This window comes from Parabacteroides provencensis (assembly GCF_900232875.1).
GTDB classification, from domain to species: Bacteria; Bacteroidota; Bacteroidia; order Bacteroidales; family Tannerellaceae; genus Parabacteroides; species Parabacteroides chinchillae.
This window is the reverse complement of the sequence record NZ_LT960492.1, coordinates 100,123-115,898: the sequence shown is the minus strand read 5'-3', so window position 1 is coordinate 115,898 and position 15,776 is coordinate 100,123. Positions and strand designations below refer to the sequence as shown.

Genomic DNA, 15,776 nt, shown 5'->3' with positions numbered 1-15,776 from the left:
TTCTCTCCTATTCTTTCATTCGTTGACGTACCACTTCGTATATTAGTATAGAGGATGCTACAGATACATTTAGGGATCCTATAGTTCCAAACTGAGGGATTTTTATCATGCTATCGCAAATACGGAGGTTCTCCATTGAAACACCTGTATCTTCGGCTCCCATTACAATTGCGACAGGGCCTTCATAATGTATATCTGTATAATTTTCTGTTGCTTTTTCACTGGCAGCATAAACTTTGACGCCGCTTTCCTGTAAAAAACGGATTGATTGGTTTATACTTTTTTCCTTACATACGGGTAAAACATGTAAGGCTCCAGCCGAAGTCTTCATCGCATCGGCATTCACAGTAACACTACCTTTCGCAGGAATAACAATCGCATCAACACCTGCACATTCGCATGTACGGGCTATAGCTCCGAAATTACGTACATCAGTCACACCATCCAATAATACTATGAAAGGATTTTTTCCTTGTTCGTATAAGAATGGAATTATATCTTCGAGCTTTTGATAAGTTATGGCAGACATAAACGCAATCACACCCTGGTGATTCTTACGGGTCAAACGATCCAAACGCTCAGCCGGAACACGTTGTACTGCAATATCACGTCCTTTTAATACTCCAAACAGTTCACGGGAAAGATCGCTTTGTAATTCTCGTTTTACTAATATTTTATCAATTTCTTTGTCTGCCTGTATAGCTTCGATTACGGCACGTATGCCAAAAACCATTTCGTTCTCTTTCATGTATTATATTCTTAATTGAATATCAAATGTTTATTGGTTCAAGTTGTATAATATTTCACAACGTTGTGCAAATATACAAAGAATACACTAACTTTTATTACTCTTTGAAAGTTATATATCCGAAACTATTTCTACCTTCGCGCCATGATAAGAAAGATACTTTACATATTACCATTGTTCTTCTTACTCCTTTTTAACGGGCAGAAAGAGACAACACAAGAGAGTATCATATCGTCTGCCCGAGAGGTTATTCTGACAGAAGCGGGCAAAGCTGACTTATTAAATGTACAGTTAAACGCTGATGAAGCATTTCAATTGCAAAGTGTAGGGCTCTGTTTTACTTCCAGGGTTCAGGTATCGCCGGAAAGAGGAGAACGTACTTCAGAGATTGCTTCACGCCAACTCGAATCGTTATTACAAAAAGAACAAAGTATCCTTAATAAAATATCAGAGACATTATTAATAACCCACTCTTTAAAATTCTCTTCTCTCCGCATCCGTTCAGGCCACTGGGTTTACGTCTTGCGGAAAATCATTATTTAAACAGATTTCCATAATTAATAATTGCTATTTGTCTTTATAAAAGATAAGTAAGCACTCTAATTATGTATCAGGACTGTCGTATTATGACTTTTGTAGCTTCATAGTTATGATTTTCTAAAATTATAATTATAAATTACAAAAAACATAACTATGAATTGGTTTGAACCTAATGCGGCACCCCTGAATTATATATTAACTAAATATAAGTAATTAATATGTTAAGTCTGTTTTTATCAACATTAGAAATGATGGGACTCACCTTTATTATCGGTTTTTTTGTTGCCGGAATAATAAAGCTGATTGCCATTTGGGCCGACTCATTAGAATATCATCATTCACAGGAAGAAGAGCTCAACCAGTTTACCAAACTATTTAAACTCCGTGCCAAATTAGGCGTATTGCTGGGATTAAAAGCAAACTCCGGTTATGAATCCTCTGAAGATGAACGGGAAGAGTTCCGGAAGGGTATCAACAGCGACTTGCTGAAAAACAAGCCTGCCGGTTACTATCATGGAGTAAGCCACGGAGCATCCAGTTTAAGTCTGATGGATTATTATTATCCCAAAGATACCCGCATTATGTTTCTCAAAAAACAAGAGAAACTGAAAAATAAGCAGAAATCGAATAATAAACCTCTTTCTCCGGAAGAATAAAACAATTACAATATATGGAAAATATTGATTTTCTAAGCTTGTTTCAAGGTTTTGGAACAATGGTTGCAGGCGGGTGGTTATTAGCCGCAGCACGTATATTTCTGATATTACTAGGCGGACTATTGGTATATTTAGGTTGGAAAGGTATATTAGAACCGATGGTAATGATTCCGATGGGATTAGGTATGATTGCCATTAATTGCGGAACATTAATTATGCCGGGCGGAGTACTTGGCAATTTGTTTCTCGATCCGATGTTGTCAAATACGGATGACTTGATGAATGTCATGCAAATCGACTTTCTGCAACCTGTATATACATTATCGTTTAGTAACGGATTAATTGCCTGTTTTGTATTTATGGGAATCGGAACATTACTGGATGTCGGTTTTTTGCTTCAGAAACCTTTTGCCAGCTTATTCCTGGCTTTATGTGCTGAACTGGGTACTTTTTTAACTATACCGGTTGCTCATGCAATAGGACTGACATTACCGGAAAGCGCTTCAATTGCCATGGTTGGAGGTGCAGACGGGCCAATGGTGTTATTCACCTCGCTAATATTGGCAAAACATTTGTTTGTTCCTATTACAGTGGTTGCCTACCTTTATTTAGGCCTTACCTACGGAGGGTATCCTTATTTGGTTAAACTATTAATCCCCCAGAAACTGAGAGCCATTAAGATGACAACGACAAAAGCTCCCAAAAACTACGACGCAAAAGTAAAACTGGCCTTTTCCGTTATTCTGTGTGCTGTATTATGTTTTCTGTTCCCGGTCGCTTCTCCCCTGTTTTTTTCTCTGTTTTTAGGAGTTGCTGTTCGTGAATCAGGAATGAAACATATTTATGATTTTGTAAGCGGGCCGCTGTTATATGGCTCTACGTTTATGTTAGGTTTGTTATTAGGGGTATTATGTGACGCCAAATTATTATTGGATCCTAAAATATTAAAACTTCTTCTTTTGGGTATTACTGCACTACTATTATCCGGTATCGGCGGTATTATCGGAGGCTACATCATGTACATTATCAAACGGGGTAACTACAATCCTGTTATAGGAATTGCAGCAGTAAGCTGTGTACCAACAACTGCAAAGGTGGCACAAAAACTGGTAAGTAAGGAAAATCCGGATTCATTTATTTTAGGAGATGCGCTAGGAGCTAATATATCCGGGGTTATAACCTCTGCTATAATTACAGGTATATATGTTACAATTATTCCATATCTGTAAATTATTATATACAGGTATGGGATAATAACGAAGTTCTGTATCCCCACTTTGTTATTAAATATTTAAACTAATAAAGATATCATTCCGATTTTGTATTTTTGCAGCTCAAAATAAAAAGACAGTAAATGTTTTACAAAGGATTTCTCATTTTTGCAGGAATAATCGGGATGATATCTTTGCAATCGTTATATGCGCAACAGGGGATAAATTCGTCTCAATCTTCCGTCAGCAATATTTCAGCAACCTCACAAGACACAATCATTGCCCCTCCGTCACCTGAACCTCTTATGATAGATGGTAAGCCAATGAATGAGAAGCAACGTAACCGTTACTATAAACAGTTGCGTAAAGATTCCATACGTGCAAAGAAAAATATCTGGTGGTCTATACTTGGCGGCCCGTCATATACACCTGAAGCGTCATTAGGTGTAGGTGGAGCTGTATTGGCAAGCTTCAGATTAAATAAGAATGATACAATTTCACAACGTTCTTTTATTCCGGCCGGATTCAATATTACATTAAACGGGACAATGGTGTTTGCCGGTGCAGGTACTCTATTTTTTAATGAGAATAAGTTCCGTATTTATATTAGTTACGGATATAGAAATGAGCCGTCCCATTACTTTGGCAAAGGTTATGAAAACATAGAACACACTGAAAAAAGCGATTCTACCACCAAGTTCCATAAAAGCTATTTCCAGCTTTATCCCCGCTTTGTATGGGAAATCAAACCCCATTTATATACAGGTGCTTTATTTGATATCAATTATACGAAATCTACAGACATTAATCCGGTTATGCAGGCGGATCCTTATTTTCAGAAATTCAAACTGAAATATGTTAACATAGGTCTTGGCGGTTTAATACAATATGATACCCGGAATGATGTTGCAACCCCTAGTTCCGGCATGTTACTTAGTGGTATAGCCAGGGTATACAGCAAATATTTCGGAGGTGCATACAATTACGGAATGTTTGATTTGGAATATCGTCAATTCCAGCAGGTTTTTCGTCCCCGAAGTACTTTAGCATGGGTTGCACGCTCATTGATAAGTGTGGGTGATGTTCCGTTTACCGAGTTGCCGTCATTCGGTTCTCCTTTTGATTTACGTGGTTATTACTGGGGGAAATACCGTGATAAGACAATGGCTTATGCCATACTTGAATATCGTCACATGTTCGGTAGTATAGAAAAATACAAAAGCGGAAACTTTTGGGCAAAATGCGGTTTCGTGGGATGGATAGGAACAGGTACTATAGGAAATGCTCCTGTTGTAGATTGGAGTAAATGGAAATTTAATTACGGAGTTGGTCTTCGTATACAGATGCAACCGGGGAAGAATTTCCGGCTGGATGTAGGTAAAGATCCGAACCAAAAAGGCATGGCCGTTTATATGAATATGACAGAAGCGTTCTAAAAAGGACACTTTCTTAAATTTAACACTTCTTTTTTGTAATATTCTTTAATCTTTATACCTTTGTATTACATAAAGGGGTGCCAAACTGTATGGGCTGAGATCATACCCTCGAACCTGATACGGGTAATGCCGTCGTAGGAAAGCACAGAGGCTTTTTCCCTCCTTTTTGATAAGAAAAATGGATAGAAACAATATTTTTCGTTATCCAACAGCACTAACTATCGCAGGATCCGATAGTGGTGGTGGAGCAGGAATACAAGCAGATTTGAAAACATTTTCTGCATTGGGTGTATTTGGAATATCGGTTATCACTGCAATAACAGCACAAAATACACAAACTGTTTACGGAATACAAGCCGTTACTCCCGATTTATTGAAAAAACAGATAGATGCCGTTTTTCTGGACTTCACAATAGATGCTGTCAAAATAGGTATGCTTCATAATAAAGAAGCCATCCATATTGTTGCAGAATCAATAAAAATCTTTGCTCCCGCTTATACAATATTAGATCCTGTTATGATTTCAACAAGCGGAAAGAAGCTTTTGGAAGATAATGCAATACATGTACTTATCGATGAATTATTTCCTAACGTAGCCTTGGTTACTCCCAATGTTGATGAAGCAGCATATTTATCCGGTATCAATATTAAAGATGAAAAGGATATGGAAAAAGCTGCCCGTTGTTTACAAGAGATGGGATGTCGCTCGGTTCTTATAAAAGGCGGACATCTGGCCGGTATAACGACAAAGGATATCCTTATCATGCCGGATTTGGCTCCAATACATCTTGAAGTTCAAACAGTTCATACGAATAATACACATGGTACCGGTTGTACCTTGTCATCGGCCATAGCTGCATATTTAGCTCTTGGCAATAATTTACAGGAATCTGTACGTATGGCAAAAATATACATTACGAACGCTTTATCAGAAGGAGCTGATGTCTGTGTCGGTAATGGGCATGGTGCAATGAATCACTTCTTTTCTCCGGTGCCTTTACAGAAAATAAAATTACACGGATGAAAAAATTGATTGTTATAACAACACCATATTTCTTCCGTGGCGAAGGAGAAATCCTTTCCAATCTGTTTAGGGAAGGAATGGGATGTTTGCATCTCCGGAAACCGGATTGTAGCCGATCTGCATTAGAGAAGTTGATCTTGGAAATACCTTCTCAATATTACTCACGTATTGTTTTACACGATCAATTTGGACTGGTTGCAAACGGTAATCCTTATCATTTTAAAGGAATCCATCTAAATAGAAGAAACAATACTATTCCCAACGGATTTTCGGGAAGCATAAGTTGTTCATGCCATAGTTTGCAGGAAATATCAGAGAATGCAAAATTTGATTACCGGTTTCTCAGCCCTATTTTTCAAAGTATATCCAAGCAAGGTTACGGAAAAGGCTTTCCTTTAGACATACTATGGCAAGCATCAAAAACAGGTCTGATTAATGAGAAAGTAATTGCACTGGGAGGCATTGACATTTCCACTATACCGCAGCTCAAAGATATAGTTTTCGGAGGCGTAGCAGTATTAGGAGCATTATGGGGCCAATCTCCTTCTGAAAAAGAAGTAAATAATATTATAAAACGATTCAAATCATTAGAATTATGTCTGGCTATTCATTGATAAAAAATACAAACCGTCTGATGCTCATTACAAATTGTTCCGGCAAATATACAGAATTGGATCAGGCTAAAATGTTTTATGAAGGCGGAGGAACTTGGTTGCAACTCCGTATGAAAGATAAATTTGACATAGAAATTGCCCGGGCAATTTCCCAACTTAAAATATCGGATCCCGAATATATCTTTTGTATGAATGATAATCTGGAGATGGCTATGGAAAGTCATGCCAGGGCTATTCATTTGGGTAAACAGGATATGCCTTTATCTGAAGCCCGGCAAATTTTAGATAGCCGTCATTGGAGCCTTATTTCTCATATAGGCGCTACCGCCAATACTTTGGAAGATATATTGTATGCAGATAAAGAAGGGGCTTCATATATAGGATTGGGGCCTTATCGTTATACAGAAACGAAAAAGAAATTAAGTCCTATTTTAGGTCTGGAAGGGTATCGTAAAATAATAAATGAGTGCAGAGAATCCGGATGTATGATTCCTATTGTCGCTGTAGGCGGTATCCGTTTGGAAGATGTTGCTCCTTTATTTGATGCAGGTGTTAATGGAATTGCCGTATCAGGATCTATTGTTAATGCTCCGGATCCTATAGAATCGACCCGGAAATTCTTATCTGAGATAAAAAAATATTGCGGAGATAAATATTAAACTTAAATATATGGCAACAAAGAAAAACATGCGTGTATCTTATCCTTCTTCTGAGAAAATATATATTCCGGGAGAGATTAATAAAATTAAGGTAGGTATGCGTAAAATCAAGCTGTTAGATACCGTGACGATAGACGATAACGGCGAAAAGATATGCAAGAAGAATAATCCGGTGATTGTTTATGACACGAGCGGTCCTTATTCGGATTCCAAAATATCAATTGATATTAATGCCGGTCTTCCCCGTATTCGTGAAGACTGGTATGAACGTCGCCGTGACTTAATCCAGTTAAGTGAGCTTACCTCAGAATATGGCCGTGAAAGATTGGCAAACCAAACACTCGACTCAATCCGTTTTCCCAAGCGCCATTTGCCCTATCGAGCCAAAGAAGGGAAAAATATCACTCAGATGTATTATGCCAAACGACGCATCATAACACCGGAAATGGAATATGTTGCCATTCGCGAAAACCAACAGATTGAAGCATTGGGACTGAAATCATATATAACACCGGATTTTGTTCGTAAAGAAATAGCAGCCGGACGTGCCATTATTCCGGCCAATATTAATCACCCGGAAGCAGAACCAATGATTATTGGTAAAAAATTTCTTGTCAAAATCAATACAAATATCGGCAATTCGGCTCTTTCATCCGGTATAGATGAAGAGATAGAGAAAGCTGTCTGGAGCTGCAAATGGGGTGGCGATACTTTGATGGATCTTTCCACCGGAGACAACATCCATGAAACACGTGAATGGATTATTCGAAACTGTCCGGTACCAATGGGAACCGTGCCTATTTACCAGGCATTAGAAAAAGTAAACGGATGTGTAGAAAATCTGACCTGGGAAATTTACCGCGACACTTTAATAGAACAGGCAGAACAAGGTGTAGACTATTTTACAATTCATGCAGGCTTATTAAAAAAACACATAGAATTGACGCAGACGCGTCTGACCGGAATTGTTTCACGAGGCGGTTCTATTATGGCTAAATGGATGCAAATTCATAATGAAGAGAATTTTCTTTACACTCATTTCTCTGAGATATGCGAAATATTAAAAGCTTATGACGTTGCCGTATCTATAGGAGACGGTTTACGGCCTGGCTCTATTTACGATGCCAACGACGCTGCTCAATTTGCCGAATTGCATACAATGGGAGAATTGACACAAGTAGCCTGGGATCAATTCGTGCAAGTTATTATTGAAGGACCGGGACATGTGCCGATGAATAAAATACACGAAAATATGAAAGAGCAACAATATGCCTGTCATGGTGCACCTTTTTACACACTAGGCCCTTTAACGACCGATATCGCTCCAGGTTACGATCATATAACTTCTGCCATCGGTGGTGCACAGATTGCTTGGCACGGCACAGCTATGATTTGTTATGTTACTCCTAAAGAGCATCTGGGATTGCCAAATAAAGAAGATGTGCGCAACGGTGTTATTGCATATAAAATTGCTGCACATGCAGCTGATCTGGCAAAGGGACATCCTGGCGCACAAGTGCGTGACAATGCTTTAAGTAAAGCCCGTTTCGATTTCCGTTGGAAAGACCAGTTCAATCTGGCCCTTGATCCGGAGCGTGCATTGCAGTACTATAAAGAAAGTGCTGTAACTGATGGAGAGTATTGTACGATGTGTGGTCCTAATTTCTGTGCTATGAGGATTAGCAAGGATGTACATAGCAAATGCAAGGATTAATCTTTAGATTTGTTGTCCTTTAGAAGAGGTGACTTTTGAAATATCAAGACAAAAATATTGATTTCAAAAGTCACCTCTTTTTATCATGCGCCCGCATTCGTATCCTTCATCATATAATTCAGACAGTTTCTTAACGTCCCGTTCCGTACGTCCAACAGTGATTGGGTTTTGAGGACGAATAACAATAGCCTTATCTTCCGCTTCTAATTGATCGATATAATCTAAAACATTATTATAACTACGATAACGTAACTTCAGCTGTTCCCTTATTGCCGGATATTTACGATAAATGAATCCGGGTAAATAAAAATCTTTATTAGCTTTCCTATAGCCTTTATTGCGAGTTAGAATAATGACATTTTTTTTGTAACCGTCCTCTATAGCCCGATGAACCGGAATAGCATCACAAACACCTCCGTCTACCATAGGAATCCCGTTTACGTGAGCTACAGGACACATAACCGGCAAGGAACAAGATGCTCTTAATACATCAAGCAGTTTTTTAGGATCTTTTTTTTCTTCATAATACTCAGCTTTTCCTGTTAAACAATTACTTGTAACCACAACAAAGCGTTCGGAAGAACGAAAATATGTATCATAATCAAAAGGGTAATACTTTTCGGGATATGTATAAAACAAAAAATCAAGATCTATATAACCTTTGCCTTGCAGTAAACGGCGTAAGCCTATATAATTATATATTTTAAGTAAATCTATATTACTGAAACGGGATCGTCCCCGTTGCCAGGATGCATACGAAATACCATTACTTGCTCCGGCAGAAACACCAATTGTGTAAGAGAAACGGATATTATTATCCATAAAATAGTCTAATACACCTACGGTGAATATACCACGCATCCCTCCTCCTTCCAAGACTAAACCGGTTTGTTTATCTATTTTCATAAATCGTATTTTCATTAAAAAGCCATTGCCTGGCTCACACCGGACAATGGCCACAAAAATATAATAAATCAGCGATAAATAATAATCTCCTTATAGAATATTACTTTGTAACTTCATTGATTAGAGGAAGCCCCTTGCGAAAATCATCGATATTTTTGAATGTCGTTTCAGCAATATTATGCAAAGCCTCTTTTGTAAAAAATGCCTGATGGGAAGTAACAATCACATTATTAAATGAGAGCAATCTTGCCAAAACATCATCATCAATAATTTTATCGGACTTATCTTCATAGAAATAGTCACTTTCTTCTTCATAAACATCCAAGCCTGCAGCCGACACTTTCTTCTCTTTCAAACCTTCAATCAATGCATTTGTATTGATCAGTTGTCCACGACCTGTATTAATAATCATTACTCCGTCCTTCATCTTAGAAATAGAGTCATCATTTATGATATAACGTGTTTGTTCTGTCAACGGACAATGGAGCGATATAATATCTGCACGTTTATATAATTCATCTAATGGAACATAAGTAAATCCTTCTTCAACAGCATATTTCTCGTCAGGATATAAATCGTTGGCTAAAATGTGCATGCCCAGTCCTTTTAAAATATGGATTAATATCTTTGCAATCTTTCCGGTTCCGATAATACCGGCCGTTTTACCATGCATATCGAATCCCATTAAGCCATTCAACGAGAAATTACCGTCTCTTGTACGCCAGTAAGCCCTATGTATCTTCCTATTTAGCGATAGCATTAATGCCAACGTATATTCTGCTACAGCATAAGGTGAATAAGCAGGAACGCGTACGACGGGCAATTTATCTTTTGCCGCAGACAGGTCTACATTATTAAAACCTGCACAGCGTAAAGCCAGCAACTTTACTCCATTGGCAGCCATAGCATTTATTACCTCGGCATCAGCAGTGTCATTAACAAAAATACATACCACATCCATGCCTTGAGTCAAGACCACGTTATTCCTGTTTAAATGTCCTTTAAAGTAGCGTATGTCAAAGTTATACTGTTCGTTTATTTTATCAAACGAAGCTATATCATACGGTTTAGCACCGAAAAGCGCAATTTTATATGCCATAATATCTGTTTTTTAATAATAACTGATTTACAGATATGAATGTTCTGTAATTCCGGCACGTTTAACAGATCGCAAACTTATTAGTCAGGAAGAAGCACAAGGCGTTACACCTGAATTGGCAAAAATAGCAGGACCGGCTAAAGAACTTTTAACCAGCTCCGATTCCATTATGGAAATTCAATCCGAACAGTAGTCCCTTTTTCTTCTTCCGAAATAATATCAACTTTTGCTCCATACGTGGTCAGTATCCGCATGGAAAGACTGAGACCAATATTATAGCCCGGTTATCCACTTCATTCCGCTCTTGTTGCAAAGAAAGAAGCAAAGCCTGCAATCGGGCTTTTTCCATTATAGAGACATTTCCTTTTTCACTTTGTTCTCTATAAATTTACTTCTTACATCACTACACAGAGTTCTTAAAACTTCTTCAAACTGATAAACGGCAATTTGTCGATTCAGTTTTTCCAGGCGTATTCTTTTATTCCGTTGGCCGGCAATATAAATAAGTTGTTCTATTTCTACAGTTGCTTCTCCTTCTTTTCCAATATCAAAGTATTTGCCATTTAAACGGTTATATACATTCTGTTCTAAAGAAATAACTGGATTCTCAAATAACTTGGTTTGTAATACTTGAGCTTCTGCTATGTCTATATTATAATGCTCTGCAATCAATTCCAGGTTATGATCCGTAAATTGTTTCTCCGCATCCTGTAAAGTCCAACTTGTTTTAGAATCTTGTGCAATAATACAATAAGGCCATAATAGAAATAAGAATGTGATCCGTTTATACATTTGCATCTTGTTTTTAGGGCAAAGGTATACGTCACAGTTTTAGTATCCTTACATATCAAGTTAGAATGCTCTTAGTTGAAATTAGAATTTGATTAGACGCTATTTTGTAAATTTTACTTTATAAGGAGGATTGATTCGTAAATGACTGGTTTCCAAATAAGGTATTTTCGGATAAATCAAATCAAGGTATCTCAAATCTAATGCAGCAGGAACTACCTCTAATCTTACTTTTGTGATGCCTTTTTTTATAAAATCCAATATTTCGGCAGCAGCCGGTGAAAGGTCTATAATACGTTTTTTTCGGAATGGACCGCGATCGGTCACACAAACTATAACACTTTTCATATTAGACAAATTTGTCACTCTCAAAAAAGTGCCTAGGGGATAAGTACGATGAGCAGCTACCAACTCACCACTATCATGCAAACGTCCGCTGGCAGATTTGCGGCCATGAAAACGTTCATGATAATAAGAAGCAAGCCCCTCCTCTTGTCCCCATATCTTTTCACTGCTCTGATAGGCAGCAAGTAAAAAGATGATATAGACTAAGCGAAAGGGCATACTTGTTATTTTTGTATTATATTATTGTAACATTGTTCCGTTATATTCGCCGGTCAATGTATTCAGATATGCTATAATCTTCTTAATTTCCGGATCAGTAATATTTTTGCCTATCTGGAATTGATGCATAACACGAATGGCATCTTCCACTGTTTTAATACTACCATCATGCATATACGGGTAAGTAATCATTACATTACGTAATGTGGGAGTTTTAAATTTATGACGATCGGATTCATTCTGTGTTACAGCAAAACGTCCGTTATCACCATCTGTTAAACCTGTACCGCGATAATCAAAATAGTTCTTTTTAATACCCATATATTCAAAGGACTGTCCTCCTATATTCATACCAACGTGGCAAGTAGCACATTTATTGTCTTTGAATAGTTGGTAACCTTCCAATTCATCTGCAGTAAGAGCATCTTTATCTCCCATCAAATATTTATCAAAACGGCTCGGTGTAAGCAATGTTTTTTCAAATTCTGCAATTGCATCCGTAATTGTAGACTGGTTAAACCCTTCCGGATATATGGCTAAGAATTTTTTACTAAAATCCTTATCTTCAGCCAGCTTATCACTGATTTCATCAAAAGAGATACTACCCATTTCAACCGGATTTAACGGAGGACCGGCAGCTTGCTCTTTTAAGTCAGCGGCACGACCATCCCAGAACTGCAGGCAGTTTAAAGCTGCATTATATACAGTCGGAGCATTTACGCCTCCAAGTTGTCCTTTAATCCCTTCCGAATATTGTTTACGATCTACACCTCCGGTGTTTAATCCGTGGCAGGTAGCACACGAAATTGTATTATCTCCCGATAAACGTGTATCATGATATAAAGCAAATCCCAAAGCTACTTTTGCAGAGTCTGCCGGAATAGAAGTCATTAACGGCTGCACCGGTTCATTTGCAAACTCTTCTGCAACTGTGGGTGATAGAAAACTATTTTTACGGACATTCTTTGCCCATGATATGATAACCGCTTTCTCTTCACTATCAAGATTCGTTCCCCAATGCATGGGCATTGTATAATACTTTGCAGGAGGCATAGTTCCACTAAGAGCTGTATTCTCTACCTTGGCCATATCTACTTCCGATACTGGCAGACCGTTTTCCAAGGCATTCACCATTCCAGTAAGATCCAGATAGCGTGTACCTTCCAGCATATCAGCTTTAACTACTGATCCTATAAAAGGCAATTTCCCATAAAATGGAACTGGAGCATTTTCTGCATGACACTGCAAACATCCATTTTCGCGAATAATAGATGCTACTTGCTTAGCTTCATCACCAGCATACTTTTTGTAATCGGTAGTACTACAACTGGAAATGCTAAATGCCAGTGAAAGTAATCCGATCGGTAATGCCGTAATTTTACAAAAAATAGTGTTACGCATAATTAATTGGTTGTTTTAGATTTATTTGACGCAAAGGTAGAATATTCTATTAACAGACCTTTTATAAATATTAAAAAATCTTGATAGAATAATTCTATCGAGTCATTGTTTTTATCTATTAACTATTCACCCAGCATATAGTACTCAGAAAGTACATCCCTGACCTTTTCCGGAGTCATACGTCCATAGACTTTTCCTGCAATAGTAACGACCGGAGCTAAACCGCAAGCTCCTACACAACGTAAACAGTCTAAAGAAAAAAGCCCGTCAGATGTTGTCTCTCCTACTTTTATTTCCAACTGCCGCTGAAATTCGTCCATCACTTTTTCAGCACCACGCACATAGCATGCTGTACCTAAACATACGGATATGGGATATTTTCCTTTCGGAGTCATAGTGAAAAATGAGTAAAAAGTAACAACTCCATATACGCGGGAAACGGGCAACCGTAAGTCCGCAGCTATTATCTCCTGTACCTCTCTTGGCAAATATCCAAACAGTCCCTGAGCTGCATGTAGTATATTAATCAGTTCTCCTGCGTCATTGTTATGTTCTGCACATATAGTATGTAATTCTTCAACTTTCGTTTGTGGCAAATGTATTGTATCCATAGCTTAATCTCTTTTATCAGTTTGCGTATACAGTCCTACGATCTCTCTCCTGTCAATGTAGTGTGTATGTAATAATTTATGGGCCAATGGACCGCATGGTTCTCCCAGAAATTCTTTGTACAGTTTTTGTATATATGGATTTTCATGACTTTTACGGAGAGGTTTGTTTACGTCTTCCTGATAAAGAGCTGTTGCACGTTTACGCAACACTTCCATACGTCCTCTATGGAATGGTTGCCCTCCTCCTCCTATACAGCCACCCGGACAAGCCATAACTTCTATCGCATGATAAGGTGAAGTGCCATTTTTTACCTCTTCTATTAACTTCCGGGCATTACCCAAACCATGTGCAATTCCTATTTTAACAGGTACGCCTTCAAAATCAATGGTAGCACTTCTGATGCCTTCCATACCCCGCAATTCCTCAAAATCAACCTTATGTAATACCTTTTTTGTAAATAATTCATACGCCGTACGACAGGCTGCTTCAATAACGCCTCCCGTTGTCCCGAAAATAACACCTGCTCCCGTAGACTCTCCTAAAGGATGATCAAAATCACTATCGGGTAACTCATTAAAATCAATATTGGCATAACGAATCAGCCGGGCTAATTCACGGGTGTAAATAGAAATATCGACATCCGGATTGCCATCAACCGAAAACTCAGGTCTACTGGCTTCATATTTTTTCGCCAGACACGGCATAATAGAGACAACCACCAGATTTTTACGATCTATTCCTAATATTTTAGCAAAGTAACTTTTTGCTATTGCTCCAAACATTTGTTGCGGACTTTTTGCTGTTGAAAGGTTTTCTCTTAATTCAGGGAAATGTTGTTCTACAAAACTTACCCATCCGGGACAGCAACTTGTCATCATTGGAATCTTTACATTTTCGTCCCCATTCAGATATTTGTCCAAACGTTGTAATAGCTCAGTACCTTCCTCCATAATAGTCAGATCGGCAGCAAAATCAGTATCAAACACATAATCAAAACCCAACTGGCGAAGAGCAGAAACCATCTTTCCCGTTACAAGAGTGCCCGGCTCAAAGCCGAAATCCCGGCCTAATGCAGTACGTACAGCCGGAGCCGTTTGGGCAATTACTATTTTTGCAGGATCAGCTAATGCGTCCAACACCGGCTGCTGCGTATTTCTACCACTTAATGCATTAACAGGGCAAACGGACACGCATTGGCCGCAATAGGAACAAGTACTTCCAGCAATATCGCGTTCAAACGCTGTAGACACAGCAGCATTAAACCCTCTGTTCACTGCAGTAAGTGCCCCCACTGTTTGTATTGAATTACACATCGTTTCACAACGGCGGCACATGATACATTTATTCATATTCCGGACAATAGAAGGCGAACGGTCTATCTGGAATTTAGATTGTTCGCCTGCATACCGTATTTCTCTTATACCTAAATCGTGTGCAATAACCTGCAATTCGCAATGTCCGTTACTACTACAAGTAAGACATTCTGCCGGATGATTGGATAAAATCAACTCCATTACAGTCTTACGGGCATTCATAACGCGTGGCGTATGGGTTTTTACGACCATTCCTTCGGCACATTCTGTTTTACAGGCCGGAGCCAGATTACGACGTCCTTCTATCTCAACTACACAAATACGGCAGGCTCCCGGATTATTTTCATAATGCAAATCTTCCAGTTTCATATAACAAAGTGTAGGTATTTGTATGCCTACGCTTTTAGCCGCATCCAATATTGTAGTACCTTTTGAAACTTCAACCTGTTTCTTATCTATAATTAATTTTACAGTTTCCATGATTGTCTGA

15 protein-coding genes, 1 pseudogene and 1 riboswitch are annotated in these 15,776 nt (G+C 38.4%); of the genes and pseudogenes, 8 read left to right on the top strand and 8 right to left on the bottom strand.

The features are described 5' to 3' along the window. Positions 1-7: 7 nt before the first annotated feature. Entirely contained in the window at positions 8-748 is a 741-nt protein-coding gene (gene rlmB / locus CTY47_RS15235) for a 23S rRNA (guanosine(2251)-2'-O)-methyltransferase RlmB (RefSeq protein ID WP_099465644.1), read from the bottom strand. 144 nt (positions 749-892) lie between these two features. Between rlmB and CTY47_RS15230 the strand changes: the two genes are divergently transcribed. The 8 genes from CTY47_RS15230 (at position 893) to thiC (ending at position 8,602) form a co-directional block, all read left to right on the top strand. Next, complete coding sequence (locus CTY47_RS15230; protein WP_233202212.1) at positions 893-1,291, top strand: hypothetical protein; 399 nt, start codon at positions 893-895, stop codon at positions 1,289-1,291. A 215-nt stretch (positions 1,292-1,506) separates the two neighbouring features. After that, positions 1,507-1,944 carry a hypothetical protein gene (locus CTY47_RS15225; RefSeq protein ID WP_099465643.1) on the top strand — a complete coding sequence of 146 codons (438 nt, stop codon included), beginning with the start codon at positions 1,507-1,509 and terminating at the stop codon, positions 1,942-1,944. Positions 1,945-1,958: 14 nt separating this feature from the next. Further along, positions 1,959-3,173, top strand: coding sequence for a sodium ion-translocating decarboxylase subunit beta (locus tag CTY47_RS15220; protein ID WP_099465642.1), 1,215 nt, complete (start codon positions 1,959-1,961; stop codon positions 3,171-3,173). 125 nt (positions 3,174-3,298) lie between these two features. After that, positions 3,299-4,591, top strand: a complete 1,293-nt coding sequence (locus CTY47_RS15215; protein ID WP_099465641.1) for a BamA/TamA family outer membrane protein — start codon at positions 3,299-3,301, stop codon at positions 4,589-4,591. A 63-nt stretch (positions 4,592-4,654) separates the two neighbouring features. Further along, positions 4,655-4,749, top strand: a riboswitch (TPP riboswitch). Positions 4,750-4,769: 20 nt separating this feature from the next. After that, a complete protein-coding gene (thiD, locus tag CTY47_RS15210; RefSeq protein ID WP_099465640.1) occupies positions 4,770-5,615 on the top strand; it encodes a bifunctional hydroxymethylpyrimidine kinase/phosphomethylpyrimidine kinase in 846 nt (281 codons plus the stop codon). After that, positions 5,612-6,229: a thiamine phosphate synthase gene (locus CTY47_RS15205; protein ID WP_099465639.1), complete on the top strand. Its 618-nt coding sequence runs from the start codon at positions 5,612-5,614 to the stop codon at positions 6,227-6,229. Before thiD ends, CTY47_RS15205 begins: the two co-directional genes overlap by 4 nt. Continuing rightward, complete coding sequence (locus CTY47_RS15200; RefSeq protein ID WP_099465638.1) at positions 6,211-6,888, top strand: thiamine phosphate synthase; 678 nt, start codon at positions 6,211-6,213, stop codon at positions 6,886-6,888. The genes CTY47_RS15205 and CTY47_RS15200 overlap by 19 nt, the downstream gene beginning before the upstream one ends. Before the next feature lie 10 nt (positions 6,889-6,898). Beyond that, positions 6,899-8,602: a phosphomethylpyrimidine synthase ThiC gene (gene thiC, locus CTY47_RS15195; RefSeq protein WP_099465637.1), complete on the top strand. Its 1,704-nt coding sequence runs from the start codon at positions 6,899-6,901 to the stop codon at positions 8,600-8,602. Positions 8,603-8,665: 63 nt separating this feature from the next. Here the strand turns inward: thiC and CTY47_RS15190 are convergent, their stop codons facing one another. The 7 genes and pseudogenes from CTY47_RS15190 to CTY47_RS15160 all read right to left on the bottom strand — a co-directional run bounded on the left by CTY47_RS15190 (position 8,666) and on the right by CTY47_RS15160 (position 15,766). Continuing rightward, positions 8,666-9,508, bottom strand: coding sequence for a patatin-like phospholipase family protein (locus CTY47_RS15190; protein WP_099465792.1), 843 nt, complete (start codon positions 9,506-9,508; stop codon positions 8,666-8,668). A gap of 100 nt (positions 9,509-9,608) precedes the next feature. Next, positions 9,609-10,607 carry a 2-hydroxyacid dehydrogenase gene (locus CTY47_RS15185; protein WP_099465636.1) on the bottom strand — a complete coding sequence of 333 codons (999 nt, stop codon included), beginning with the start codon at positions 10,605-10,607 and terminating at the stop codon, positions 9,609-9,611. Between the two features lie 268 nt (positions 10,608-10,875). Continuing rightward, a pseudogene (locus CTY47_RS15180) lies at positions 10,876-11,399 on the bottom strand (TolC family protein); the annotation flags it as partial. Positions 11,400-11,498: 99 nt separating this feature from the next. Further along, on the bottom strand, positions 11,499-11,960 hold the full coding sequence (locus CTY47_RS15175) for a septal ring lytic transglycosylase RlpA family protein (protein WP_099465635.1): 462 nt from the start codon (positions 11,958-11,960) through the stop codon (positions 11,499-11,501). Positions 11,961-11,981: 21 nt separating this feature from the next. Next, on the bottom strand, positions 11,982-13,361 hold the full coding sequence (locus tag CTY47_RS15170; RefSeq protein ID WP_099465634.1) for a cytochrome c peroxidase: 1,380 nt from the start codon (positions 13,359-13,361) through the stop codon (positions 11,982-11,984). A 122-nt stretch (positions 13,362-13,483) separates the two neighbouring features. After that, positions 13,484-13,972 (bottom strand): NADH-quinone oxidoreductase subunit NuoE family protein, encoded by a 489-nt coding sequence (locus CTY47_RS15165; RefSeq protein WP_099465633.1) that lies wholly within the window; start codon positions 13,970-13,972, stop codon positions 13,484-13,486. Between the two features lie 3 nt (positions 13,973-13,975). Then, the gene (locus CTY47_RS15160; protein ID WP_099465632.1) at positions 13,976-15,766 is read right to left on the bottom strand and encodes an NADH-dependent [FeFe] hydrogenase, group A6; all 1,791 of its coding nucleotides are present in this window, start codon (positions 15,764-15,766) and stop codon (positions 13,976-13,978) included. Positions 15,767-15,776: the final 10 nt, after the last annotated feature.